The sequence below is a fragment of the Lysobacter sp. Soil_N_51 genome (assembly GCF_057655755.1).
The window spans coordinates 157003-180275 of record NZ_JBDGLR010000007.1; the positions used below are offsets into that span (position 1 = coordinate 157003).

Annotated in this window: 26 protein-coding genes; 13 read left to right on the forward strand and 13 right to left on the reverse strand. The window is 67.1% G+C overall.

All coding sequences use genetic code 11. The annotated features are described in order from the left end of the window. Positions 1-7 precede the first annotated feature (7 nt). From AC3A4T_RS14890 to AC3A4T_RS14920, 7 genes are all read right to left on the reverse strand, one after another. The gene (locus tag AC3A4T_RS14890) at positions 8-655 is read right to left on the reverse strand and encodes a DsbA family protein (RefSeq protein WP_487676085.1); all 648 of its coding nucleotides are present in this window, start codon (positions 653-655) and stop codon (positions 8-10) included. A gap of 136 nt (positions 656-791) precedes the next feature. Further along, positions 792-920, reverse strand: a complete 129-nt coding sequence (locus AC3A4T_RS14895; protein WP_487676086.1) for a hypothetical protein — start codon at positions 918-920, stop codon at positions 792-794. 113 nt (positions 921-1033) lie between these two features. After that, a complete protein-coding gene (locus AC3A4T_RS14900) occupies positions 1034-1162 on the reverse strand; it encodes a hypothetical protein (protein WP_255357262.1) in 129 nt (42 codons plus the stop codon). A 40-nt stretch (positions 1163-1202) separates the two neighbouring features. Next, on the reverse strand, positions 1203-2429 hold the full coding sequence (locus AC3A4T_RS14905) for a zinc metalloprotease (protein ID WP_487676087.1): 1227 nt from the start codon (positions 2427-2429) through the stop codon (positions 1203-1205). Positions 2430-2652: 223 nt separating this feature from the next. Further along, positions 2653-3858 (reverse strand): TraB/GumN family protein, encoded by a 1206-nt coding sequence (locus AC3A4T_RS14910; protein WP_487676088.1) that lies wholly within the window; start codon positions 3856-3858, stop codon positions 2653-2655. A 376-nt stretch (positions 3859-4234) separates the two neighbouring features. Beyond that, positions 4235-5161 (reverse strand): alpha/beta hydrolase, encoded by a 927-nt coding sequence (locus tag AC3A4T_RS14915; RefSeq protein ID WP_487676089.1) that lies wholly within the window; start codon positions 5159-5161, stop codon positions 4235-4237. Between the two features lie 19 nt (positions 5162-5180). Then, positions 5181-5795, reverse strand: coding sequence for a TetR/AcrR family transcriptional regulator (locus tag AC3A4T_RS14920; RefSeq protein ID WP_487676090.1), 615 nt, complete (start codon positions 5793-5795; stop codon positions 5181-5183). A gap of 192 nt (positions 5796-5987) precedes the next feature. Between AC3A4T_RS14920 and AC3A4T_RS14925 the strand changes: the two genes are divergently transcribed. Continuing rightward, a complete protein-coding gene (locus AC3A4T_RS14925; RefSeq protein ID WP_487676091.1) occupies positions 5988-6590 on the forward strand; it encodes a TetR/AcrR family transcriptional regulator in 603 nt (200 codons plus the stop codon). A 162-nt stretch (positions 6591-6752) separates the two neighbouring features. Next, positions 6753-7787, forward strand: coding sequence for an NADP-dependent oxidoreductase (locus tag AC3A4T_RS14930; RefSeq protein WP_487676092.1), 1035 nt, complete (start codon positions 6753-6755; stop codon positions 7785-7787). A gap of 175 nt (positions 7788-7962) precedes the next feature. On the opposite strand, the gene AC3A4T_RS14935 is transcribed toward AC3A4T_RS14930, so the two are convergent. The 5 genes from AC3A4T_RS14935 to ykgO all read right to left on the reverse strand — a co-directional run bounded on the left by AC3A4T_RS14935 (position 7963) and on the right by ykgO (position 11349). After that, positions 7963-8526 carry an N-acetyltransferase family protein gene (locus tag AC3A4T_RS14935; protein WP_487676093.1) on the reverse strand — a complete coding sequence of 188 codons (564 nt, stop codon included), beginning with the start codon at positions 8524-8526 and terminating at the stop codon, positions 7963-7965. Beyond that, positions 8523-9410 carry a carbon-nitrogen hydrolase gene (locus tag AC3A4T_RS14940; RefSeq protein WP_487676094.1) on the reverse strand — a complete coding sequence of 296 codons (888 nt, stop codon included), beginning with the start codon at positions 9408-9410 and terminating at the stop codon, positions 8523-8525. The genes AC3A4T_RS14935 and AC3A4T_RS14940 overlap by 4 nt, the downstream gene beginning before the upstream one ends. 265 nt (positions 9411-9675) lie before the next feature. After that, the gene (locus AC3A4T_RS14945; protein ID WP_487676095.1) at positions 9676-10710 is read right to left on the reverse strand and encodes an agmatine deiminase family protein; all 1035 of its coding nucleotides are present in this window, start codon (positions 10708-10710) and stop codon (positions 9676-9678) included. Positions 10711-10714: 4 nt separating this feature from the next. Then, a complete protein-coding gene (locus AC3A4T_RS14950) occupies positions 10715-11044 on the reverse strand; it encodes a hypothetical protein (RefSeq protein ID WP_487676096.1) in 330 nt (109 codons plus the stop codon). 179 nt (positions 11045-11223) lie between these two features. Beyond that, positions 11224-11349 carry a type B 50S ribosomal protein L36 gene (gene ykgO / locus AC3A4T_RS14955; protein ID WP_010342887.1) on the reverse strand — a complete coding sequence of 42 codons (126 nt, stop codon included), beginning with the start codon at positions 11347-11349 and terminating at the stop codon, positions 11224-11226. A 307-nt stretch (positions 11350-11656) separates the two neighbouring features. On the opposite strand from ykgO, the gene cmk reads away from it, so the two are divergent. The 8 genes from cmk (at position 11657) to galU (ending at position 20443) form a co-directional block, all read left to right on the forward strand. Next, positions 11657-12349, forward strand: a complete 693-nt coding sequence (cmk, locus tag AC3A4T_RS14960; protein ID WP_487676273.1) for a (d)CMP kinase — start codon at positions 11657-11659, stop codon at positions 12347-12349. Between the two features lie 223 nt (positions 12350-12572). Then, on the forward strand, positions 12573-14261 hold the full coding sequence (gene rpsA / locus AC3A4T_RS14965; RefSeq protein WP_036103144.1) for a 30S ribosomal protein S1: 1689 nt from the start codon (positions 12573-12575) through the stop codon (positions 14259-14261). A 208-nt stretch (positions 14262-14469) separates the two neighbouring features. Continuing rightward, positions 14470-14772: an integration host factor subunit beta gene (locus AC3A4T_RS14970; RefSeq protein ID WP_057947915.1), complete on the forward strand. Its 303-nt coding sequence runs from the start codon at positions 14470-14472 to the stop codon at positions 14770-14772. A gap of 366 nt (positions 14773-15138) precedes the next feature. After that, complete coding sequence (locus AC3A4T_RS14975) at positions 15139-15411, forward strand: lipopolysaccharide assembly protein LapA domain-containing protein (protein ID WP_056107884.1); 273 nt, start codon at positions 15139-15141, stop codon at positions 15409-15411. Between the two features lie 2 nt (positions 15412-15413). Continuing rightward, complete coding sequence (gene lapB / locus AC3A4T_RS14980) at positions 15414-16589, forward strand: lipopolysaccharide assembly protein LapB (protein ID WP_036103137.1); 1176 nt, start codon at positions 15414-15416, stop codon at positions 16587-16589. 3 nt (positions 16590-16592) lie between these two features. Next, positions 16593-17594: an MraY family glycosyltransferase gene (locus AC3A4T_RS14985; protein ID WP_487676097.1), complete on the forward strand. Its 1002-nt coding sequence runs from the start codon at positions 16593-16595 to the stop codon at positions 17592-17594. A gap of 39 nt (positions 17595-17633) precedes the next feature. Continuing rightward, positions 17634-19544: a polysaccharide biosynthesis protein gene (locus AC3A4T_RS14990; RefSeq protein ID WP_056107875.1), complete on the forward strand. Its 1911-nt coding sequence runs from the start codon at positions 17634-17636 to the stop codon at positions 19542-19544. Further along, on the forward strand, positions 19544-20443 hold the full coding sequence (gene galU / locus AC3A4T_RS14995; protein ID WP_487676098.1) for a UTP--glucose-1-phosphate uridylyltransferase GalU: 900 nt from the start codon (positions 19544-19546) through the stop codon (positions 20441-20443). Before AC3A4T_RS14990 ends, galU begins: the two co-directional genes overlap by 1 nt. Positions 20444-20471: 28 nt before the next feature. On the opposite strand, the gene AC3A4T_RS15000 is transcribed toward galU, so the two are convergent. After that, positions 20472-20912, reverse strand: coding sequence for a hypothetical protein (locus tag AC3A4T_RS15000; protein ID WP_487676099.1), 441 nt, complete (start codon positions 20910-20912; stop codon positions 20472-20474). A gap of 114 nt (positions 20913-21026) precedes the next feature. Between AC3A4T_RS15000 and AC3A4T_RS15005 the strand changes: the two genes are divergently transcribed. From AC3A4T_RS15005 to AC3A4T_RS15015, 3 genes are all read left to right on the forward strand, one after another. Continuing rightward, positions 21027-22322: an NAD(P)/FAD-dependent oxidoreductase gene (locus AC3A4T_RS15005; protein WP_487676100.1), complete on the forward strand. Its 1296-nt coding sequence runs from the start codon at positions 21027-21029 to the stop codon at positions 22320-22322. Beyond that, a complete protein-coding gene (locus tag AC3A4T_RS15010; protein WP_487676101.1) occupies positions 22319-22690 on the forward strand; it encodes a tRNA-binding protein in 372 nt (123 codons plus the stop codon). Before AC3A4T_RS15005 ends, AC3A4T_RS15010 begins: the two co-directional genes overlap by 4 nt. A 143-nt stretch (positions 22691-22833) precedes the next feature. After that, positions 22834-23106, forward strand: coding sequence for a hypothetical protein (locus AC3A4T_RS15015; RefSeq protein ID WP_487676102.1), 273 nt, complete (start codon positions 22834-22836; stop codon positions 23104-23106). Positions 23107-23273: the final 167 nt, after the last annotated feature.

Consider the following 23273-nt stretch of genomic DNA (forward strand, 5'->3'; position numbering starts at 1 on the left):
TCGCGGGTCAGCGGCTCGGCAACAGGCCGTTGACCACGCGCGCGATCTGCGCGGCGTCGGCATCGACCAGCAACTGGTCTTCGACCAGGACGCTGGGCGTGTATGCGGCGAAGGCGCGAGTGCGCGCGTCGATCGACGCCTGTTCGCGCTTGAGTTCGGCGCTGTCGAGTTGCGCCAACTGCGCAGGCGGCAGGCCGATCTGCCGGGCAATGTCGGCGAGCACGGCGTCTTGTTCGATGTCCTGCTTCAGGTCGAAGCGGGCGCGATACAGCGCGTCGCGCGCGGCGGGCCCCAGGCCCGCGCGCTTGGCGAGCAGGAACAGGCGCTCGGGCCGGCCCGAGCCCGCGCGCGGCGTCATCGCGGTCTGCTCGATGCTCAAACGCTCGCCATACTTCGCCGCGAGCGTATCCAGGCTGGGTTGGAAACGCTTGCAGGCGGGGCAGTGGAAACTGATGGCGACCTCGATCCGCACCCGCTGCAACGAATGCGGTCGCAGTCGCGACACCACCGCGTAGTCGCCATCGATCTGAGCGACACTGGCCGGAGGTTGTGGCCCGCAGGCGACCAGCGCGGCGAGCGCCAGGCCGATACCCGTCAGCCGCGCCTGTCGAATTGGATGAAGCGGACCGCGGCGGAGTGTGTTTGCTGCGTTCAAGATTCGGTCCCGTGCGTTGCGTCGCATGCGCGGCGGGACGCGACCGCGTCCGCCGATCCGCGTTGTCGCGTCGGAAGCGGGATCGGCGCTTGGCCGGTCCCGCTCCGTCGTCTTATCCGGCGCGTTTACCGGTGAATTACTGGGTGCAGTTGCCGCCGAAGTATTCGTAGATCGGGAAGTACTCGCACACCCAGGCCGGCGCGAACTCCAGGCGTTCGTCGAGTTCTTCCAACTTCAGTTCGTTGCTGTCGATCGGTGCGTCCATCTTCGTTCTCCGCTGTTGGCCGCGGCCATCATGGCCGCGACGGTTGAGCATCGGCTGTCCGTGGGCGGCGTTCGGGGTTCATGCAACGCCGGCACGGACCGCGTCGGCGATCGTTACTGGGTGCAGTCCAGGCCCCAGAAATCGGTGAACCACTCGGCGTTCTCGCACAACCACGCCGGGGCGAATTCCAGGCGTTCGTCCAGCGCTTCCAGTTTCAGATCGGTATCCAGGTTTTCGTTCATGCTCGGACAGTCCATTTCGAGGCCGCGCTACGGGTAGTGCTCAACCAGGCCGGCGGCGTGACCTGGCGTTGTTTGCGAGCCGGCGCGACAACGCCAGCAGTTGGTAGAGGAGGAAGCAAAGCAGCACCAGCGACAGCCAGCGCGAAGGTTGCCGCAGGGTGTCGGACACGATGCCGGTGCTGTAGGAATCGGCGATGGCATGCAGCAGGCCGGAGGCGTGGCGGAAGGAAACGACCAGGATCGCGACCACGACGGCGGCATTGCAAAGTTGATACGCCAGCCGCAAGCGCGCCTTGCGGCCGGCGGCGTCGGGCTGCCCGCATTCGCGCAACAGCTTGGCGTCGAACTTGCCCAGGCGCGGCTCGCGCAGCAGATCGCTCAGCACCCAATAGCCGTCGGTGCGCGCGAACGGCATGAACTGGGTGAGCGCCAGGATCACCGACAGCGCACCGGCCATCTGCAATGCCGGATACCCGGCGACCGCGCCGAGCAGCATCAGCGCCGTGGCATAGACCGCCTGGAAATACACGCCGCCTAGGTTGACCACCACCCGCGCGCGCACGCTCAGGCGCCAGGCGCGCGAGACGTCGGCGTAGAACACCGGAATCGCGCCGAGATACAGGCCCGCGCCGATCGCGCCGGCGGGTTGGCCGTGCCGCACCAGGGCGCCGGCATGGCCGAACTCGTGGATCGCCGCGCCGAGCAGGATCAGCACGAACGCGGCGATGGACTGATCCAGGCTCAGCCAGGTCGCGGCCAGACGTTCGCCGAACACCGCAATCGCCAACACCGGCGCGGCCAAGGCGGCGAGCACGCCGAGCGCGGCCCACGGCAGCACGAAGGCGTGCCGGGCGATGTTCGCGAACGGGGCGACGCGATCGGGCGACAGCACCGTGCGGCGGAAAAACAATCGAGGCGGAGCGGCCGGCGACGGCGTCGGCGCGAGCGCGGCGACGCAGCGCGAGGCCTGCGCCAGGAACGCCGCTTCGGCCAGGCGACCGCCCTGCGCGGCATAGCGAGCGTAGGCGTGCGCGCCGTCCGGCGCGTCGCAAAGCGCGCGGATGATCAGTGCGATTTCCTTGCCGGCCACCAAGTGCTTGCCGGCGGCGTTGCCGATCAGGAACTCATCGTTGGGCCAGCCCTGGATCTGAATGCCTTGCAGTGGCAATCGCGCATCCAGCACGGCGGTTGCCGACTGGTCGTCGCGTTCGGCGCAAGGCGTCGGTGCGGCCGGCGCGTTGTCGGTGACGGTGCTTGCCTCATCCATGGCGTGGTGCGCGTAGCCTGCCGCGGATGGATCCATCCGGTGCCGAACTATCGGGCGGCGCCAACGCCAAGTCAACGGCGAAAACTGACAGGTCGTCGTCGCGCGTGATCGTTGTCGCCGTAGCCGCGCGCGATGGTTCAGCTAAATGGGCGCATCCGCGGCGGCGCATCGTCGCGAGCGGGGAGGGCATCGATGGACGATGCGTCGCCGCGATCGTCGCGCCTCAGCCGACCAGTTTGCTGGCGATCCGGAATCCGGCGATCCACACGCCGATGCCGGTGCCGATGTTGGTCAGCATGAAGTTCAACACCACACGCGCCACCCGGTTGCGGTACCAGCCCTTGAGCGTCTGCGCATCGTCGCGCAAAGCCATGAAGTCGCCGTAAGCGGGCTTGCGCTGATGCACTTCGACCAGCGCGCTGAGCGCGCCGGTCGGCACGCCGGGACGGAACGGCTTGAGCGGCGCGACCACCGCCGCGGTGATGACGCTGAAGGGATGGCCGCCGGCCAGCAGACAGCCCAGCGCGGCCAGGCCGCCGGTGTACAGCACCCACTGCAGCAGCAGGTCTGCGCCCATCGCCACGCCGCCTTTCCAGAAGCCCCAGGCGATGCCGGCCAGGATCAGGCTGGTGATCACGATCATCACCCACGGCACCTTGCTCTTGGTCGCGACCTGTTCGAGTTCGGTGCGCTGCTCGACCGGATCCTGGGTGTCTTCGCGCAGGTGCTTGGCCAAGCCTTGCAGATGACCGGCGCCGACCACCGCCAGCACTTCGCGCGCGTCGCCGTGGGTCTCGCGCAGGCGCGCGGCCATGTAGCGGTCGCGCTCGGCGATCACGGTTTCGTACAACTGCGGGCTTTCGGCGGCGAACTCGCCGAAGCTCGATTCGAGCATGTCGCCCTGCTTGAGCTTCTCGATCTCTTCCTCGCCGACCTCGTCGGCGGCGAACAGGCCGCTGATCAGGCCGACGCCGAGCTTGGCCCGGCCCCAGAAACCCAGCTTGCTCGACGCGCGCTTGAAGGTCAGGCCGACGTCGCGGTCGATCAGATGCACCGGCAGTTCGCGCTGGCGCGCTTCGAGCACCGCGCGCTTGAGTTCGGCGCCCGGTTCGATGCCGAGCTGTTCGGCCAGCCGGCGCTGGTACGCGGCCAGGGCCAGGTTGGCGGCGAACAGCGCGGTCTTGCCTGAGCGGATCACCTGGATCAGATCGAGCTTGGCCAGCGCGTCGGGGTCGGTCAGCGACTGCAGGCGCTGCGCATCGAGTTCGACCGCGACCGCGTCATAGCGGCCGCTGCCGACCGCATCGCGGACCGCGTCGACGCTGGCCTGCGACACGTGCGCGGTGCCCAGCAGGGTGTAGCGGACGCCGTCGCGTTCGACGATGGCGTGCGGTTGGCCTTGCAGGCCGTCGTTCAGCGGTTCATTCATTCGGATGGGGGCTTCTGGCTCGCGCGGCGAGGTGCTGTGCCGGAGCACAGAAAGGCCCGCAGCATAGAGGTCGGGCAGGGGTGCCGGCAAACCCGCGACGGCGGTCCGGGAATGCGCAATCGGTGTGGCGCGCGGCCGGTGGTCCGGGCGGCGTAGCGGCAAATGCAGCGCCGCGTCGGCGGTATCCGGCGCGCGAGCGTCAGGCCGACGCCGCCACCGGGCGGTTACGACGCCCGCCCGCACCCGCGATCGGCATAAACCGCAAAGCGAACGGCCTGGCCGAAGCCGGAGGGGTGAAGCCCCGGCCTGACCGATCGCATGTCGCACTGGTTCTACTCGTTACTCACTGCTCTCCACTCGTTCTTGATCGCCCGCCTCAAGCAAACCCATAAGGCAGGTTCTCGCTCGACACCACCTTGTCCCCGACCTGTTCGCCATGCAGAAAACGCAGCGCCGCGACGATCACCCCGCCGTCGTCGGCGATGCGGTTATGGCCCAGGCCCTGGGTGCTGAGCAGGCGCGAATCGGGCCAGTAGCGCGCATAGCGTTCGCCCTCGGCCCAAGGCACTTCGCGATCGTCCAGGTCGTGAACAATCAGCGCCGGACGGGCGATGGTCGGGGCGTTGCGATGCGCCTGTTGCGAATCGAAGCTGATGCCGATGCGGGTTTCGAAATACGCGAACATGCGCCGGCACAGATCGTCGCCGACCCACAGGAACCGCGCGAAGCGTTTGACCGCGGCGACCGGATCGGCGGCCGGCGCGATCAGCACCGCGCGCTCGGCGCGCAGGCCGCGCGCCATCGCCAGCAGCGCCGCGGCGCCGCCGAGCGAATGGCCGATCACCGCCGCGGCCGGGCCGTAGTGCTCGCCGACCTGGTGCAGATGGCGGGTGAAGTCGGGCAGGGTGGCCAAGCGCCCGCCGCTGCGGCCGTGACCGGGCTGGTCGAACGCGACCACCGCATAGCCTTCGGCCAACAACTGCGGCAGCCACTTGGCGACGCGGGTGCCATGGCTTGACCAACCGTGCGCGAACAGCACATACGGCTGGCGCTGCGGATCGCCCCAGACATACGTGGCGATGGCATGGCCGTCGATGTCGAGCGTGTCTTCGCGCGCGTCGAAGGTCGGCGCGGCCAGCGCGCGCCGGCGCGAGGAGGCGAACGGGGTACAGAACAGGTCGGCGGCGCGGCGCATGGTCGCCTCGGGCGCGAACCAGCCGCCGAAAACGAAGCTCAGGCGCAGGCCGTATAACTTGATTGCGTTACGAACGGTCGTGCTAATTTTGGCGATAAGCGGGTACATGACGGACCTCGTCGGGCGCTCAGGCGGTGGGGGCGGGCGCGTAGGAGCGGATCAGGCGCTCGAAGGCGCGCCGGCCGCGTTCGGTGGCGGCGTCGAAACCGAACAGGCCGGCGTCGTGATGGACGATCAGCGCCAGCCCATAGATTTCGAACGCGAGTTGCTCGGTATCGGTGTCGGCGCCGAGTTCGCCGGTGTCGATGGACAATTGAACGGCCTGGCCCAGGACCTGGCGCCAGCGCTTTTGTTGCTCGACCACCCAGTCGCGCAGGGGGCCGGGGCGGTCGTCGTACTCGCTGACCGCGCCAAGCAGCACGCAGCCACCATCGGTGTGCCGGGACCAGTCGTACCAGGCATTCACGATGGCGCGCAAACGCACCAACCCGCGTGGTTGCTGCAAGGCCGGCAGCAGCACGTAACCGGCAAAACGCTGTCCGGCCATGTCGAGCACGGCGAGCTGCAGATCCTCGCGCGAGCCGAAGTGGGCGAACACGCCGCTCTTGGACATGCCGACCGCGGCCGCGAGCGGGCCGATCGACAGCCCTTCCAAACCGGCCGAGCAGGCGATGCCATAGGCCTGCTCGAGGATCGCGTCGCGGGTGGCGGCGCCTTTGTTGGTGGCGGTCAGGGTCGACATGGGTTTTAAAATAGCACGTCCGTTCGTTTTATTGTCGCCGTTCGTCGGCCGCGAGTGTGCGGATTGAGTAAAGCCAAGCGCAGGCTTGGTGTCGAGAGTGCGCTTTTTGCGTGCCTAAGCCATCGGTCTTTAGGCACGGATGCGACCAATCATCGCTAGACGACCGGTCTAATGCTCGCTAGTGTGGCTTCCATGAACGCCACCTCCACCGTTATCGATGTGCGCCAGCACATCCTCGATGTCGCCCACCCCTTGCTGTTGCGCAAGGGCTTCACCGCGGTCGGCCTGGCCGAGATCCTGAGCGCGGCGCAGGTGCCGAAGGGCTCGTTCTATCACTACTTCGGCTCCAAGGAAGCGTTCGGCGAGGCGGTGCTCGAAGCCTATTTCGCCGATTACCTGGGGCGGATGGACGAACTGCTGGCGCAACCGGGCACGGCGGCGCAGCGAGTGAGCGCCTACTTCCACGACTGGCTGGATTCGCAGACCGGCGACGACGCGCAGAGCCGCTGCCTGGTGGTCAAGCTCGGCGCCGAGGTCTGCGATCTGTCCGAAAGCATGCGCGCGGCGCTGGCGCGGGGCACCCGCGGGATCGTCGAGCGGCTGGCGCGCTGCATCGAAGCCGGTCGCGCCGACGGTTCGTTGACGGCCCCTCGCGATGCCGCCCTGGCGGGCGCCGAGCTTTACCAGAACTGGCTCGGCGCCAGCCTGCTGGCCAAGATCACCCGCGACCGCGCGCCGTTGGACACCGCCATGGCCAGCACCCGGCAGTTGCTGGGGCTGGGCGCGACCGCCTGAGGCGGGAGGGTGCGGGCCTTCCCGCCTTTTCTTTGTCTGTTTTATAGACGACCGGTCTATTTAAGGCCGTGCAACCCCCTAAGTCGATTCTGCCTCATGCCCCACGTTCTGGACGACCCACGCCAATTCACCCGATCTCCCTCTCCAACCGGACCTCATCCCATGCCGCAAAGCGACAACGTCAATCGCCGCTTCCTTCTCGCCGCCCGTCCGCAGGGCGTGCCGACCGCACAGGACTTCCGCCTCGATCACGCCGCCGTACCGGCGCCGGCCGAAGGTCAGGTGCTGCTGCGCACCGCGTACCTGTCGCTCGATCCCTACATGCGCACCTTGATGGAAGAAGGCGGCACCTCGTATGCGCCGGGGGTGACCCTGGGCGCGCCGATGATCGGCGGCACGGTCAGCCGCGTGGTCGCGTCCAGACATCCGGGCTTCCAGGTCGGCGATCTGGTGCTCGCCAGCGCCGGCTGGCAGGACTACGCGCTGTCCGACGGCACGGATCTGACCGCGCTCGGCGAGATGGCGCAGCCTTCGCGCGCGCTGGGCGGCCTCGGCATGCCGGCGTTCACCGCCTATGTCGGCCTGCTCGATATCGGCCAGCCCCGCCCGGGCGAGACCGTGGTGGTGGCCGCTGCGACCGGCGCGGTCGGTTCGGTGGTCGGGCAGATCGCCAAGCTCAAGGGCGCGCGCGTGGTCGGCATCGCCGGCGGCGCCGACAAATGCCGGTATGCGGTCGAGACGCTGGGTTTCGATGTCTGCCTTGATCGCCACGATCCGAACTGGGCCGGGCAACTCGCCGCGGCCTGCGCCGACGGCATCGATGTGTATTTCGAGAACGTCGGCGGCGAGGTGTTCGACGCGGTGTTGCCCTTGCTCAACCAGGGTGCGCGCGTGCCGGTGTGCGGGCATATCGCCGACTACAACCGCCAGAACCTGCCGGCCGGGCCCAACCGTCTGCCGCTGCTGATGGCGACGGTGCTGCAACAGCGCATCCGCATGCAGGGCTTCATCATCCTCGATCACTACGCCGACCGCTTCGAGGCCTTCCGCCGCGACATGGGCGAGTGGATCGACGCCGACCGCGTGATCGTGCGCGAGGACGTGATCGACGGTCTGGAGAACGCGCCGGAGGCGTTTATCGGGCTGCTCGAAGGGCGCAACTTCGGCAAGTTGGTGGTGCGTGTGTCGGAGGTTTGATCCGATAGCGGTGAACTGCTTCGGCCGCGAGGATGCGGCCGGAGGTTTTCAGAGAAAGTCTTCAGGCCCGGCGCAATTCGGACCGTCGCGATAAAACATCGATGCGATCGCAGCGAAACGCGTCGGGGCTGAAGCTCTCAGACTTCAAGCCGCGCTCCCGCTTTGAGCGACGGGCCTACTTCAACCCGGGCACGTTCTCATCGGGCTCGCCGACATTGCCGTCGCCGAGCGGCAACACCATCTGCACCGTGTCCAGCCAGCGCCCGTGCTTGCGGCCCAGGCCGTGAAATACGCCGGCGAGCTTGAAACCCAGGCGCTCGTGCAGCGCCACCGAGGCGGCGTTGCTGCCGTCGCCGATCACCGCGACCATCTGCCGGAACCCCAGCGCGGTGCAGTCGTCGATCAGCCGCAGCATTAGCGCGCGGCCGATGCCGCGGCCGTGGAAGGCCGGTTCGATGTAGACCGAGTTCTCCACCGTCCAGCGATAGCCGATGCGGGTGCGGTAACTGGTCGCGTAGGCGTAACCGGCGAAGGCGCCGTCGCATTCGGCGACCAGATAGGGATAGCCCGCGTCGACGATCGCGCGCCAGCGCCGATGCATTTCGGCCAGGTCGGGTACGTCGTATTCGTAGGTCGCCAGGTGCTCGCGCACCTCGACCGCGTACAGCGCGTGGATCGCGGCCAGGTCGCTTTCGACCGCCGGGCGCAGTTGCAACGACGCGGGTGCGGCGGGGCTCAATCGCGGTACCGCTTGAGCAGGTCGGCGTAGGCGTCGATGCGGCGATCGCGCAGGAACGGCCAGATTCGCCGCACATGCTCGCTTCGGCCCAGATCGACATTGGCCATCACGATCTCGGGCTCGGCGGTCTTGGCCTGCGCCAGGTACTCGCCCTGCGGCCCCAGCACGTGGCTCGACCCCCAGAATTGAATGCCCGAGGCGCCGATCGGCGAGGGCTCATGGCCCACGCGATTGACGCTAAGCACCGGCAAGCCGTTGGCGACCGCATGGCCGCGGTGGCTGAGGATCCAGGCCATGCGCTGGCGGTCTTTTTCGTCCTGCTGATCGTCCGGGTCCCAGCCGATCGCGGTCGGATACAGCAGCAGATCGGCGCCGGCCAGCGCCATCAGCCGCGCGCCTTCCGGATACCACTGGTCCCAACACACCAGCACGCCGAGGCGGCCGACCGAGGTGTCGATCGGCTCGAAGCCGATATCGCCCGGGGTGAAGTAGAACTTCTCGTAGAAGCCCGGATCGTCCGGGATATGCATCTTGCGGTACTTGCCGGCGATGGATCCGTCGGTTTCATAGACCACCGCGGTGTTGTGATACAGCCCGGCCGCGCGGCGCTCGAACAGCGAGCTGACCAACACCACGCCGTGCTGCTTGGCCAGCGCGCCCAGGCGCTGCGTGCTCGGGCCCGGGATCGGCTCGGCCAGATCGAATTCGGCTACCGATTCGTGCTGGCAGAAATACGGCCCGTTGTGCAGTTCCTGCAGCAGCACCAGCTTGGCGCCTTGCTTCGCGGCTTCGGCGACGCGGCTTTCGATGTTGGCCAGATTGGCCTCGCGCGAGCCGTGGTCGCGGTCCTGGATCAGGGCGACGGGGAGGGTGGTGGGCTTCATCGGGGCGGCAGGTCCGGCGTGGGGGCGTGGCTATTGTAGGAAGTCGCGACGGCGGTGCGTGAGCGCACGCGGACGCCGCATGCAGGCAAAGCCCGCGAACCGGCGCGCTGCTGCCGGTCGAGTTGACGTGACGAGGGTTTTCGTGGGCGGGGTTTTCAGCCCCGACACTCGAAGAAAGCTCGCTCATGGTCCAGTGTGGCGATCGGCACGAGTCGGGGCTGCAAGCCCCTTCCCGTGCGAAGTTCGAAACTAAGACCCGATGGCCTCAGGCCACCACGCCGCGCGGCAACTGCATGGTCACGCAATGCAGGCTGCCGTTCTGCCAGATCAGCGGACGGCACGGCACCGGGACGATTTCGCGATCCGGGAAGGCCTGCGCCAACACCGCCTGGGCTTCGCCGTCGCGGGCGTCGCCGTAGGCCGGCATCAGCACGGCGCCGTTGACGATGAGGAAGTTGGCGTAACTGGCCGCCAGCCTTCGGTTTTCGTCGATGATCGGCTGCGCCCACGGCAGCGCGAATAAACGATACGGCTGGCCGTCGCGGGTGCGCAGGGCGGCCAGTTCGGCGGCCATGGCCTGCAGTTCGTCGTAATGCGAATCGGCCGGATCGTCGCAGCCCTGGTAGACGATGGCGTCGACCGCGGCGAAGCGGGCCAGGGTGTCGATGTGGGCGTCGGTGTCGTCGCCCTCCAGATAGCCGTGGTCCAGCCACAGCACCCGGTCCTGATGCAGCCAGGCCGACAGCTTGGCGGTGATCTCTTCGCGGCTGGCGTCGGGGTGGCGCTCGTGCAGGCACTGCCAGGTGCTGAGCAGGGTGCCGGCGCCGTCGGTCTCGATGCCGCCGCCTTCCAAAGCGAAATCAATGCTTTGGCGCTCGCTGTTCGCGAAGATTCCCTGATCGCTGAGCCGTTCCACCAGCAGATCGTCCTGGCTGGCGTCGAACTTGCCGCCCCAGCCGGTGAAGCGGAAATCGAGCAAATGGAAGCCGTCGCCGGCTTTCAGGGTGATCGGACCGGAGTCGCGCAGCCATGTGTCGTCGTAGGGCGCGTCGATGAAACGCACCGCCCCCATGTCGATCCGCGCCGAGGACAGGCGCGCGCGGGCATACGCCTGCACGTCGTCGTCGGCCACGCAGATCAGCACGGGCTGGAAGCGGGTAATGGCCGCGACCAGGGCGATATAGGTTTCCTCGACCTCGCCCAGGCGATCGGCCCAGTCGGTGTCGGCGTTCGGCCACGCGATCAGGACCGCGGATTGGGGTTCCCACTCCGCGGGGAAGCGCAATGCGTTGTTAGTCATAACCTCAAAGGATAGGCGGTTTCGGCCCGACTTCGTTCGCGTCCGCCTTGTTCGCCACCACGTCGATCACCCGGTTCTTCTCGAAATACACGGTGAAGGCCGGATAGACCCAGCGGTTGATCTGCGGCCACTGCCGCTTCTGGCCGCCGCGCGCCTCCAGGCGCTGGGTCGGCTCGCCGTAGCGGGCCTTGACCTGGTCCATGCCTTGGCCGCGCACCGGCAGCAGGGCCTTGCCCTCTTGCTGCACGCGCTCGATCAACAGGGTCTCGGCCGAGGCGGCGCCGGACAGGGCGAGCAGGGCAAGCAGGGGTGCAACGGCAATGCGCAGTTTCATGGCAAATCCACCTCGTCAAAGGACGCGGGATTCTAGGCACAAGGTGACGCTTAACGGCAGCGTGCGGCCGTCACGTTTTTGCGAAGCTGGGGGCGAAAGGGGTGGGAGAACGAAGAAAGCCGCCTTGCGGCGGCTTTCGACTTGAACCTCAAGCGGCGGATGGACCCGCCGGCGAGTTCTTAGCGCTGACGCGCCTTGAAACGCGGGTTCGACTTGCAAATCACGAAGACCTTGCCGCGGCGGCGGACGACTTTGCAGTCGCGGTGACGGGCCTTCGCCGACTTCAGGGAGGACAGGACCTTCATGACAGACCTCGGCAAAAATAGGTGAAAGAAACGGGGTGGAAAAGTTAGCCCGCGATTGTACCGGATAAATCTTCGTCCGATCAAGCGCTTGCAGGGAAAAAATTCGCTCGGCGTGGGCGGGGCGGTGCGATACGGCTTAATTCAGGGCCCAATTGCGCTGTCGGCGGCGGTTCGGCCCCGGGGCCGGACGCGTACCAATGCATGGCGTCGGTGCCGAGGATGCGTGGACCGATCCGGCGGTCAGACCGCGGTCGCGCCCGGGGCGGGGCGGACCGAAACCGCTTCCAGCCGCCGCATAATAGGCGCCATGAATAATGCATCCTCCGACAGCACCACCATCCCCGTCCTGACCATCGACGGGCCCTCGGGCTCGGGCAAGGGCACAATCAGCCGCCTGGTCGCCCAGCGCCTGGGCTGGCATTACCTGGACTCCGGCGCCCTGTATCGCGCGGTCGGCGTCGCCGCCGGCTGGGCCGATCTGGACCTGGCCGACCCGGCCGCCCTGGTCCGCTGCGCCTTCGACACCCGCATCGGCTTCCGCGACGACCCGTCCGGCGAGTTGCGGGTGCTGGTCAACGAACAGGACGCCACCGACGAACTGCGCACCGAGACCGCCGGCGCGGCCGCTTCGGCGATCGCCGCGATTCCGGAGGTCCGGGCCGCGCTCAAGGACCGCCAACGCGCATTCAGGCAGGCGCCCGGGCTGGTCGCCGACGGACGGGACATGGGCACGGTGATCTTCCCGGACGCGCCGTTCAAGGTCTTCCTGACCGCCAGCGCCGACGAACGGGCGGAAAGGCGCTATAAGCAGTTGAAAGACAAAGGGGTTTGCGTTACCTTGGACGGTCTGCTGCGGGAGATTCTGGCCCGCGACGCCCGCGATGCCCAGCGCGCGGTGGCTCCCTTGCGACCGGCTGAAGACGCCGTCCGCATCGATACCACCGGTCTGGGAATCGACACGGTAGTCGAACAGGTGCTGGCTTTGTTGCCTGCGCGCTGAACGGCCATCGACAACGGCGCGAGCTCATCGTCCGCGGCGGAAACGCGAAAAAATCTCAGCAACAAAAACCCCGTCGCAATCCTGCGCCGGATCAACCAACAACACATGGTGCGGCTCCATCGCGCCACATAACGGGTGGGTCGACCACGTTCTGCTTGCGTTGCCACGACGGCAACGATGTCAAACGGTGCGGCCCGTGTGTTCAACCGAGATATTCAATCCAATGACCGAATCATTTGCCGAACTGTTCGAAGCCAGCCAGCAATACCTGGCCAAGCTGAAGCCGGGCGCGATCGTCACCGGTACCGTTGTGGAAGTCCGCAGCGACGTGGTGGTGATCAACGCGGGCCTGAAGTCCGAAGGCATCGTGCCGATCGAACAGTTCCGTAACGACGCCGGCGAGATCGACGTTGCCGTGGGCGACGAAGTCAAGGTCGCACTCGACTCGATCGAGAACGGCTTTGGCGAAACCGTGTTGTCGCGCGAGAAGGCCAAGCGCGCGATGGTGTGGGACGAGCTCGAAGAGGCGCTCGAAAAGAACGAGACCATCACCGGCCGCATCAGCGGCAAGGTCAAGGGTGGTTTCACCGTCGACATCAAGGATGTCCGCGGCTTCCTGCCCGGTTCGCTGGTGGACGTGCGCCCGGTGCGCGACTCCGCTTACCTGGAAGGCAAGGAACTCGAGTTCAAGCTGATCAAGCTGGACCGCAAGCGCAATAACATCGTCGTCTCCCGCCGCGCGGTGGTCGAGAGCGAGTACAGCGTCGAGCGCGAACAGCTGATGGAGAAGCTGCAGGAAGGCGCGATCCTCAAGGGCGTGGTCAAGAACCTCACCGATTACGGCGCGTTCGTGGACCTGGGCGGTATCGACGGCCTGCTGCACATCACCGACATGGCGTGGAAGCGCGTGCGTCACCCGTCGGAAGTCGTGGAAGTCGGTCAGGAACTCGACGTGCGCGTGCTCAAGTACGATCGCGAGCGCAACCGCGTCAGCCTCGGCCTCAAGCAGCTGGGCGAGGATCCGTGGGACAACATCGCCCGTCGCTACCCGGCCAACACCCGCGTGTTCGGCAAGGTCAGCAACGTCACCGATTACGGCGCGTTCGTCGAGATCGAGCCGGGCGTCGAAGGCTTGGTCCACGTGTCCGAAATGGATTGGACCAACAAGAACGTTAACCCGTCCAAGATCGTGCAGGTCGGCGATGAAGTTCAGGTCATGGTGCTCGACGTCGATGAAGAGCGTCGTCGTATCTCGCTGGGCATGAAGCAGGTCACCTCGAACCCGTGGGAGACCTTCGCGGCCATCCACAAGAAGGGCGACAAGGTCGAAGGCCAGATCAAGTCGATCACCGACTTCGGCATCTTCATCGGCCTGGACGGCGGTATCGACGGCCTGGTGCACCTGTCGGACATCAGCTGGAACACCACCGGCGAAGACATCGTGCGCAACTTCAAGAAGGGCGACACGCTGGAAGCCGTGGTCCTGGCCGTGGATCCGGAGCGCGAGCGCATCTCGCTCGGCGTGAAGCAGCTCGAGCAGGACCCGATGGGTCAGTACGTCGCCTCCAACGCCAAGGGCTCGATCGTCAAGGGCGTGGTCAAGGAAGTCGACGCCAAGGGCGCCACGATCGAACTGGCCGATGGTATCGAGGGCTACGTCGCCGCGCGCGACATCGCCAAGGAACGCGTCGAAGACGCCTCCACGTACCTCAAGGTCGGCCAGGAAGTCGAAGCCAAGATCATCGGCACCGACCGCAAGGGCCGCAGCATGCAGCTGTCGATCAAGGCGAAGGACGAAGCCGAGCAGCAGGAAGCGCTGTCGGACTACAACCACCGCGCCTCGGAAGCCTCCAGCGGCACCACCAGCCTCGGCGCGTTGCTGCGCGAGCGTCTGGGCGGCAAGTCCGAGTAATCGCGGGCTTTACGTTCTATCGCAATACGGCCGGGATTCGTCCCGGCCGGCGGTATCCGCGTCGCGGTCCGGCCCAGCGCCGGCCGCGATGCGACACCGGGACGGTCCGGCCATGCCGGCCGTCTTCGGTCCGTGGCAGGGGATCGCGGCGTTCCGCGATGTCGCGGGCACTCTTCAACGACCTTCATAAGGCCAGGCAACACTCCGCATGACCAAGTCCGAGCTCATCGAGATCCTTTCGCAGCGTCAGGCCCATCTCAAGGGCGACGATGTGGATCTGGCGGTGAAGGCATTACTGGAAATGATGGGCGGCGCCTTGTCGGCCGGCGAGCGGATCGAGATCCGCGGCTTCGGCAGTTTTTCGCTGCATTACCGTCCGCCGCGCCTGGGCCGCAACCCCAAGACCGGCGAATCGGTCGCGCTGCCCGGCAAGCATGTCCCGCATTTCAAGCCCGGCAAGGAATTGCGCGAGCGCGTCAGCGGCGTTACGCCGTTGGACGAGGAAGGCTGAAAGCTTCAAGGCAGGAATGAGTGGCGGCTGCGCCGCCTTGAGGAGTGAGGAACGAGTGGCGCCTTCGCCGCTGGACCACTCCCGATTCCTTTTTTATGTATGTACCCGCCGCGCTGGCCGAGGGGCAGGGCAATCACGCTCTGACTCACTCCTCACTCCTCACTCCTCACTTCTCTGAACTCGTTTTCCCCGGCGCACACACGCGTCCGCGCCTCCATCCAGGCCGCACTGGCGGAGGGACAGGGCAACCACGCTCTGACTCACTTCTCACTCCTCTGAACTCGTTCCCCCCCCCGGCACGCACACGCGTCCGTTAAGCTAGGACCGACACGCACGAGACCGTGCACGACCGTTGGAACCCTCCCCATGCGCGTGATCCGCCTTCTCATCGCCCTGGTCTGCCTCGCGGCAGGGGCGATTCTCGGCGCCCTCAATCGCCAGATCGTCAGCATCGACCTGGGCGTGGGCTTCATCCCGGCGACCTCGCTCGGCATCGCCCTGATCGTGGCGCTGCTGATCGGCGCGTTGATCGGCGGCCTGGCGATCAGCGCCAGCGTGGTCCTGCCGCTGCGCCGCCGGCTCGCCCGCGCGCAGCGCACCGTTGTGGCGCCGCCCACCATCGCCGGCCCCGAGGTCTGAGCATGGAATTCATCAGCCAGTGGTTCTGGTTCTTCCTGTTGCTGCCGATCGCCGCGGTCAGCGGCTGGGTGGTCGGCCGGCGCGGCGGCGAGCGCCATAGCGACAATCAGGTCAGCCGCCTGTCGACCACCTATTTCCGCGGCCTCAACTACCTGCTCAACGAACAGCCCGACAAGGCGATCGAGATCTTCCTGCATATCGCCGAACTCGATAAGGACACCTTCGAGACCCAGGTCGCGCTCGGCCATCTGTTCCGCCGCCGCGGCGAGGTCGACCGGGCGATCCGGCTGCACCAGGCGCTGGTGCAGCGGCCGGGCCTGAGCGATCAGCAGAAGGTGCAGGCGCTGCTGGCGCTGGGCGAGGACTACATGCGCTCGGGCCTGCTCGACCGCGCCGAGACCGTGTTCAGCGATCTGGTCGCGCTGGACCTGGCGCCGCTGGCGCTGCGCCATCTGATCGGCATCTACCAATCCGAGCGCGACTGGGACAAAGCGATCGAGAACGCCCGGCGCTATGAAGCGGCGACCGGCGAGCCGATGGGCAAGCTGATCGCTCAGTTCGAGTGCGAACTGGCCGACCGCCACCGCGCCGCCGGCGACAGCGAGGCCGCGCGCGCCGCGATCAAGCGCGCCTACGAGGCCGACGCCAATTCGGTGCGCGCCGGCATGCTCGAAGGTCGGGTCGAGGTCGAGGCCGGCAACGATCCCGCCGCGATCCGCGCGTTCGAGCGGGTCGCCCGCGCCGATCCGGATTACCTGCCCGAAGTGCTGCCGTCCCTGCTCAGCTGCTACGAGCGCGACGGCGACGCCACCGGCGCGCGCGCGTTCCTGGCCGAAATGTGCGAGCACTACCGCGGCATCGCCCCGGTGCTGGCGCTGACCCGGATGGTCGAGGCCGAGGATGGCGTGCCGGCCGCGCGCGCCTACCTGGCGCGGCAGCTCAAGGATCGTCCGTCGGTGCGCGGCGAAGCGGCGCTGATCGACCTGACCATCGCCGAGAACGCCGATCCGCTGGCGACCCTGCACGATCTCAAGCACATCACCGATCAGTTGCTGGTGCGCAATCCGAGCTACCGCTGCAAGAGCTGCGGCTTCGGCGCGCGCAGCCACCACTGGCAATGCCCGAGCTGCAAGGAGTGGGGCACGATCAAGCCGCTGTTGAACTACGCGGTGGTCTGAACCATGTGGCAGTGGATCGCGATCTATGCGGCGCTGGGCGCGGCAGGGACTTGGCTTGCGCGCGTGTACGCATTGCGCAGCAATATGATCGACCAGCCCGGCGAACGCCGCAGCCACAGCGAGGCGACCCCGCGCGGCGGCGGCATCGCCATCGTCGCGGCGGTGTTGATCGCCGCGGTCGCGTTGGGCATTCGTTTCCCCTCGCACGCGCCGGTGGTATGGGCGTTCGCGCTGGGCCTGTTGATGGTCGCGGCGATCGGCTGGGTCGACGACCATAGGCCGCTGTCGCCGTGGCTGCGGCTGGGCGTGCATGCGCTGGCCGCGGCGGTGTTCGGCTTCGCGATCTGGTCGGTGCTCGGCGACGTGTGGCTGGCGCTGGCCGCGTTCGTGCTGGCGCTCGGCCTGACCAACGTGTGGAACTTCATGGACGGGATCAACGGCCTGGCCGCTTCGCAGGCGGCGCTGGTCGGGTTCGCCCTGGTCGGCCTGGGCGGCACGGTCTGGAACTGGCTGGCGCTGGCCCTGATGGCGGCCTGCCTGGGCTTTCTGCCATTCAATTTCCCGCGCGCGCGGATCTTCATGGGCGACGTCGGCAGCGGCGCGATCGGCTACGCCGTGGCCGCCTTGACCGTGGTGTCGGCGGGGATGCTGGGGCTGCGTTCACAGGGCGGACTGGCGACTGGTCTGGTGATGGTCATGATCCCGCTGGCCGCATTCATGATCGATTCCTCGCTGACCCTGCTGCGGCGGGTGAGGCGCGGTGAGCGGTGGTGGACCCCGCACACCCAGCATGCTTATCAGGTCTGGGCGAGGCACATCGGCCACACGCGCGTGACCCTTGCCTATGCGGTTTTCACGCTGCTGGCCTTACTCTCCATGCGGCTTGTGACCGAAGTCCGAATCGGTTTCATGCTGTGTATGGGGGCCGGATGGTATATATCCGGCGCTTTTTTTTGGTGGCTGATCCAGAAGACCGGGACCCGACCCGACGGTCGCAGCCGCTGACGCATACCCAATCAGTACCAGTAATCAGGCGAGGCAAGAATGAGCTCATGGCGTGATCGTCTCAAAAGCGGGCTGCCCCGATTGGCGGTGGTCGCGCACGATCTCGCGATGGTCTGGCTGGTCTGGCAAGCGCTGCACAAGCTGCGTTTCGGCATCACCGCCACGCCGCCGCCGCTGCCGCTGTGGTCGACCGAAATCGCCCTGGTGCTGCTCGCGCAGGGTCTGGTGTTCTGGCAGGTCGGCCTGTATCGCGGCCTGTGGCGCTTCGCCGGCGTTCCCGACCTTTGGAATATTTTCAAAGCCTGCATGCTCGGCTTGTTCGCGATCGTGCTCGGCTTGTTCCTGTACAACCGCGTCGAACAGGTCCCGCGCACCGTGCTGGTGCTGTATCCGCTGGTGCTGATGGGCATGCTCGGCGCGCCGCGTCTGTTGTATCGCGCCTGGAAAGACAGCCGGATCGACAGCGCCAATGCGGTGTCGGTGCGCATCCTGATCCTCGGCGCCGGCCGCGCCGGCGAGGCGCTGGTCCGCGATCTGCGCCGCTTCGGCACCTATCACCCGGTCGGTTTCCTCGACGACGCCGCGCGCCTGCGCGGCAGCAAGGTGCAGGGCGTGCCGGTGCTGGGCAAGGTCGACGACGTCGCAGAGATCGCGCGCGAGACCGCGGCCAAGCTGCTGGTGATCGCGATGCCGTCGGCCGACGCCAACGCGATGCAGCGCATCGTCATGGCCTGCGAACGCACCGGTGTGCCGTTCCGGATGGTGCCGCGCCTGCAGGACGTGCTCGAAGGCCGTTCGCTGCCGGGCGAGTTGAAGGAAGTCGCGATCGAGGATCTGCTCGGTCGCAAGCCGGTGTTGCCGGACTGGAAGGCGATTCGCGGCTGGTTGGGCGCGCGCTCGGTGCTGGTCACCGGTGCCGGCGGTTCGATCGGTTCGGAGCTGTGCCGTCAGTGCGCGCGTCACGGCGCCGGCCGCATCGCCCTGATCGAAATCGACGAACTCGCCCTGGTCACCACCGAGACCGCGCTGCGCCGCGATTTCCCCGACGTCGAATTCATTCCGATCCTCGGCGACTGCGGCGACAAGGCGGTGATCGAATACGCGCTCAAGCTGGCCGAGCCCGACGCCGCCTTCCACGCCGCCGCCTACAAGCAGGTGCCGCTGCTGGAAGCGCAACTGCGCGAAGCGGTGCGCAACAACGTGCTGGCGACCGAAACCGTCGCGCGCGCCTGCCGCGCCGCGGGCGTGGGCACCTTCGTGCTGATTTCCACCGACAAGGCGGTCGACCCGGTCAACGTGCTCGGCGCGACCAAGCGTCTGGCCGAGATGACCTGCACCTCGCTGGCCGACCAGCGCAAGACCCGCTTCGTCACCGTGCGCTTCGGCAACGTGCTCGACTCGGCCGGCAGCGTGGTGCCGCTGTTCCGCGAACAGATCCGCAGCGGCGGCCCGGTCACGGTCACCGACCCGGAAGTCACCCGTTTCTTCATGACCATTCCCGAAGCCTGCCAGTTGATCCTGCAGGCCTCGGCGATCGGCACGCATGAGGCGATCTACACCCTCGACATGGGCGAGCCGGTGCCGATCCGCCTGCTCGCCGAGCAGATGATCCGTCTGGCCGGCAAGCAGCCGGGCCGCGACGTGGCGATCGTCTACACCGGCCTGCGCCCGGGCGAGAAGCTGCACGAGACCTTGTTCCATGCCGACGAGCGCTATCGCCCGACCGTGCACCCCAAGATCCTGCAGGCCGAGCCGCGCGATGTGTCGACCAGCGCGCTGGAGCATTCGCTGCAACAACTGCGCGAAGCCTCGATCCGCTACGACCGCGACGCGCTCGCGGTGCTGCTGCGCATCGCGGTGCCGGAGTTCCACCCGGTGGGTGAACACCCTGATTACAAAGAGTCGGCTACGGTGGTGGCATTCCCCGCCCGTAACGCCAGGAAGATTTGATGCCTCCACGTATTCGCAAGGCCGTGTTCCCCGTCGCCGGCCTCGGCACCCGGTTTCTTCCCGCGACCAAGACCGTGCCCAAGGAAATGCTGCCGATCATCGATCGGCCGTTGATCCAGTATGCGGTCGATGAAGCCATCGAAGCCGGTTGCGACACGCTGGTGTTCATCACCAACCGCTACAAGCACGCGGTGGCCGATTACTTCGACAAGGCCTACGAGCTGGAACAAAAGCTCGAGCGCTCGGGCAAGCTGGAACAGCTCGAACTGATTCGCAACGTGCTGCCGCCCGGCGTGCGCGCGGTGTTCGTCACTCAAGCCGAAGCACTCGGCCTGGGCCATGCGGTGTTGTGCGCCAAGGACGTGATCGGCAACGAACCGTTCGCGGTGCTACTGCCCGACGACGTGATCTGGAACCGCGGCCCCGGCGCGCTGAAGCAGATGGCCGACGCGGCCGAAGCCACCGGCGCCAGCGTGATCGCGGTGCAGGACGTTCCCCGTTCGCAGACCGCCAGCTACGGCATCGTCGCGACCGACGGTTTCGCTGCGCGCCAAGGCCGCATCCGCGCGATCGTCGAGAAGCCGGCGCCCGAGGTCGCGCCGAGCAACCTCGCCGTGGTCGGCCGTTACGTGCTCAACCCGGGCATTTTCGAACTGCTGGAAAAGACCACGCCGGGCGCCGGCGGCGAGATCCAGCTGACCGATGCGATCGCAACCTTGCTCGATCGCGAAACCGTCAACGCGTATCGGTTCCAGGGCACCCGCTTCGACTGCGGCACCCACCTGGGCCTGATCGAGGCGACCATCCGCTATGCGCTGGACCACGAAAAGCTCAGCGACGCCGCGCGTCAGTTGATGCAGAACGCATTGAACGAACTGGGCGTGGAAGACCTGGCCTGAGCCACGTCCACCGGTCCGGCTGAGCGAGTCAGCTCAACCACAGCCACACCGCCAGCGCCGCCGCGACCAACAGTCCGGCGGCGTTTTGCGCTAAACGGCCCAGCCGTTCGCTGCGCCGCGACCAATCCAGGGCGGCGCGATCGCGCAGCACGTTCACGTCGCGATAGGTCTTCCAGTCGCGCGGCGGAAACCGCCCTTGCGCGCGCGCGGCCGCGCCCATGCGGCGCAGGCCGCGGCCCCATCCCAGCAACGGCAGCACCGGCGCCAGCAGCATGACCACGATCGCCTGCGCCAACCAGCGCCGCGCGCGGTCGGGCGGGCTGGCGAGGACGTGATCGCGTACCGTCGTCAGCCACTCGTGCCAATGCCACAGTCCGATCGCGCAGACCAGCACGGTCGCGGCGAGCAGCCACAGGCTGCGTCTGCGGTAGGCTAGGTCGGCGCGGTGGATTTCGCGGCTAGGCTGCATGGGTTCGCTGCATTCGTTCAAGGCACCCGTTCAAGGCATCGAGCTGACGGCGGCGCGGCGGGTCCGCGCATTGCGCGCGTTCGGCCGCCCACATCAAACCGCTGCGCTTCGCCCATGTCCATACCCGCCGAAAACTACTATCGCGCCAGCCTCGATCATCGCCCCGAATGGCCGGTGCTGGAGGGCCGGGCGCAGACCCGCGTGTGCGTGATCGGCGGCGGTTTCGCCGGCCTCAATACCGCGCTGGGTCTGGCCGAGCGCGGCTTGACCGACGTGCTGCTGCTCGACGCGCAGCAGATCGGCTTCGGCGCGTCCGGGCGTAACGGCGGTTTCGTGTTCGGCGGTTTCTCGCGCGGCGAGGACGCGTTGCTGCGCGAACTGGGGCCGCAACGCGCGCGCGCCTTGTACGCGGGCACCACCGACGCGGTCGAGCTGATCCGCGGCCGCATCCATCGTCATGGCATCGAATGCGATGCGGTCGAGGCGGGGATCGTGTGGGCGAACTGGTTCCGCGATCCGCGGGTGCTGCGCTCGCGACAACAATTGCTAGCCGAGCACTTCGGGGTGAACTGGCAATGGTGGTCGCGCGAACGCGTGCGCGAACGATTGCGCAGCGAGCGCTATCACGAGGCCTTGTTCGAACCGCAGGCCTTGCACTTTCATCCCCTGAAGTACGCGCACGGCCTGGCGGCGCTGGCCGCGCGCCTGGGCGTGCGCGTGCACGAGCGTAGCCCGGCGCTCGCGTTGGAACGCGATGGCGCCGGCTGGCGGGTACGCACCGAGCATGCCGAGATTCATGCCGAGCAGGTGGTGCTGGCCTGCGGCGGCTATCTGGCGGGGCTGCGGCGCCGGGTCGATGCGGCGGTGATGCCGATCGCGACCTATGTGATGGTGACCGAGCCGCTCGGCGCGCGCCTGCACGAGGCGATGCATACCAACGCGGCGGTCTACGACACCCGTTTCGCCTTCGATTACTATCGGCCGCTGCCCGATACGCGCCTGCTGTGGGGCGGCCGCATCTCGGTGCGCGATCGCTCGCCGCAAGACGTGAAGCGCCTGCTGTATCGCGATCTGCTCAAGGTGTTTCCGCAACTGAGCGGGGCGCGCATCGATTACGCGTGGTCGGGCTTGATGAGTTATGCGCGCCATCAGATGCCGCAGATCGGCCAGGTAGAGCCGGGCCTGTGGCTGGCGCAGGCGTTCGGCGGACACGGCGTCGCGCCGACCACCTTCGCCGGCGAACTGCTCGCCGCGGCGATCGCCGACGGCGATCAGCGCTGGCGCGAGCTGTCGGATTACGGGCTGGTCTCGGCGATGAAACCCGCCGGCCTGCTGGCGGCGCAGCTGAGCTACAGCTGGGCGCAATGGAAGGACGCGTGGAAAGACATGAGCGAAGGAATCAGACGATGAGCCAGGCAACATCCCAACCGACGGCAGCCGAATCCACCGCGACGATCGCGTGGAGCGATTTCGAAAAAGTCGTACTCTGCGCCGGCACCGTGATCCAGGTCGAGGAATTTCCGCAGGCGCGCAAGCCGGCGTGGAAACTGTGGGTCGACTTCGGCCCGCACGGCATCCGCAAGACCAGCGCGCAGATCCGGCATCTGTACGCCGCTGAAGATCTGGTCGGACGTCAGATCGTCGGGGTGATCAATTTTCCGCCCAAGCAGATCGGGCCGTTCGTATCGGAATTTCTGTTGACCGGTTTTCCGACCGATGAGGGCGTGGTCATCACCACGATCGAGCGTCCGGTGGCTAACGGCACCCGGATGGCTTGATTCGCGGCCGCCGGCGTTGAATCAAGGCGGGCAGGGCGGATGGATTAAGTAAATTTAATCCCGGCAACACACAGCGACGGTGTCCGGATTGCTAGCATCGCGCTGCGATCGACCTTGCGGTCGCGTTCTCGGGAGACTTCGCCATGCGCCGTACGCTCGCCGTTTCGCTCGCCACCGTCCTGCTGTCCCTGAGTCTGAGCGCGATCGCCGCGCCGCAGCCCGCGCCCGCCACCCAGCCGACGCCGACGACCAAGCCGACTCCGGCGCCGTCCACGAAACCCGCAGCCGCGACCGCAGCCAAGACCGCCACCGAGCGTTGCCGCGACGACAAGGGCAAGTTCATCGCCTGCGCGAAGAAGGCTGAGACCAAGCGGTGTCGCGATGCCAAGGGCAAGTTCACTGCCTGTCCGAAGTAAGCCTTCAGCGCCGGGTCCGTGCGATTGCGCGCGGGCCCGGTCGTTCGATAGCCGCGCTTTCACGACAGCGACGATGCGCGGCGCGGCCACGCCTGATCGTCGTGCGAACGCATCCACGCTAACCCCGCGCAAGCGATGCTCGCTGCTTGTCTCGCCGATGCGACCCG

Bases quoted from the DNA above. Each gene is read 5' to 3' on its own strand.
- AC3A4T_RS15000 (WP_487676099.1), bottom strand. From the start codon at position 20,912: ATGCAGCCTAGCCGCGAAATCCACCGCGCCGACCTAGCCTACCGCAGA.
- AC3A4T_RS14920 (WP_487676090.1), bottom strand. From the start codon at position 5,795: ATGTCGACCCTGACCGCCACCAACAAAGGCGCCGCCACCCGCGACGCG.
- AC3A4T_RS14945 (WP_487676095.1), bottom strand. From the start codon at position 10,710: ATGACTAACAACGCATTGCGCTTCCCCGCGGAGTGGGAACCCCAATCC.
- cmk (WP_487676273.1), top strand. From the start codon at position 11,657: ATGAATAATGCATCCTCCGACAGCACCACCATCCCCGTCCTGACCATC.
- ykgO (WP_010342887.1), bottom strand. From the start codon at position 11,349: ATGAAGGTCCTGTCCTCCCTGAAGTCGGCGAAGGCCCGTCACCGCGAC.
- AC3A4T_RS14940 (WP_487676094.1), bottom strand. From the start codon at position 9,410: ATGAAGCCCACCACCCTCCCCGTCGCCCTGATCCAGGACCGCGACCAC.
- AC3A4T_RS14985 (WP_487676097.1), top strand. From the start codon at position 16,593: ATGTGGCAGTGGATCGCGATCTATGCGGCGCTGGGCGCGGCAGGGACT.
- AC3A4T_RS15015 (WP_487676102.1), top strand. From the start codon at position 22,834: ATGCGCCGTACGCTCGCCGTTTCGCTCGCCACCGTCCTGCTGTCCCTG.
- AC3A4T_RS14930 (WP_487676092.1), top strand. From the start codon at position 6,753: ATGCCGCAAAGCGACAACGTCAATCGCCGCTTCCTTCTCGCCGCCCGT.
- AC3A4T_RS14950 (WP_487676096.1), bottom strand. From the start codon at position 11,044: ATGAAACTGCGCATTGCCGTTGCACCCCTGCTTGCCCTGCTCGCCCTG.
- AC3A4T_RS14975 (WP_056107884.1), top strand. From the start codon at position 15,139: ATGCGCGTGATCCGCCTTCTCATCGCCCTGGTCTGCCTCGCGGCAGGG.
- rpsA (WP_036103144.1), top strand. From the start codon at position 12,573: ATGACCGAATCATTTGCCGAACTGTTCGAAGCCAGCCAGCAATACCTG.
- AC3A4T_RS14905 (WP_487676087.1), bottom strand. From the start codon at position 2,429: ATGGATGAGGCAAGCACCGTCACCGACAACGCGCCGGCCGCACCGACG.
- AC3A4T_RS14990 (WP_056107875.1), top strand. From the start codon at position 17,634: ATGAGCTCATGGCGTGATCGTCTCAAAAGCGGGCTGCCCCGATTGGCG.
- AC3A4T_RS14895 (WP_487676086.1), bottom strand. From the start codon at position 920: ATGGACGCACCGATCGACAGCAACGAACTGAAGTTGGAAGAACTCGAC.
- AC3A4T_RS15010 (WP_487676101.1), top strand. From the start codon at position 22,319: ATGAGCCAGGCAACATCCCAACCGACGGCAGCCGAATCCACCGCGACG.
- AC3A4T_RS14970 (WP_057947915.1), top strand. From the start codon at position 14,470: ATGACCAAGTCCGAGCTCATCGAGATCCTTTCGCAGCGTCAGGCCCAT.
- AC3A4T_RS14910 (WP_487676088.1), bottom strand. From the start codon at position 3,858: ATGAATGAACCGCTGAACGACGGCCTGCAAGGCCAACCGCACGCCATC.
- lapB (WP_036103137.1), top strand. From the start codon at position 15,414: ATGGAATTCATCAGCCAGTGGTTCTGGTTCTTCCTGTTGCTGCCGATC.
- AC3A4T_RS15005 (WP_487676100.1), top strand. From the start codon at position 21,027: ATGTCCATACCCGCCGAAAACTACTATCGCGCCAGCCTCGATCATCGC.
- AC3A4T_RS14900 (WP_255357262.1), bottom strand. From the start codon at position 1,162: ATGAACGAAAACCTGGATACCGATCTGAAACTGGAAGCGCTGGACGAA.
- AC3A4T_RS14925 (WP_487676091.1), top strand. From the start codon at position 5,988: ATGAACGCCACCTCCACCGTTATCGATGTGCGCCAGCACATCCTCGAT.
- AC3A4T_RS14915 (WP_487676089.1), bottom strand. From the start codon at position 5,161: ATGTACCCGCTTATCGCCAAAATTAGCACGACCGTTCGTAACGCAATC.
- galU (WP_487676098.1), top strand. From the start codon at position 19,544: ATGCCTCCACGTATTCGCAAGGCCGTGTTCCCCGTCGCCGGCCTCGGC.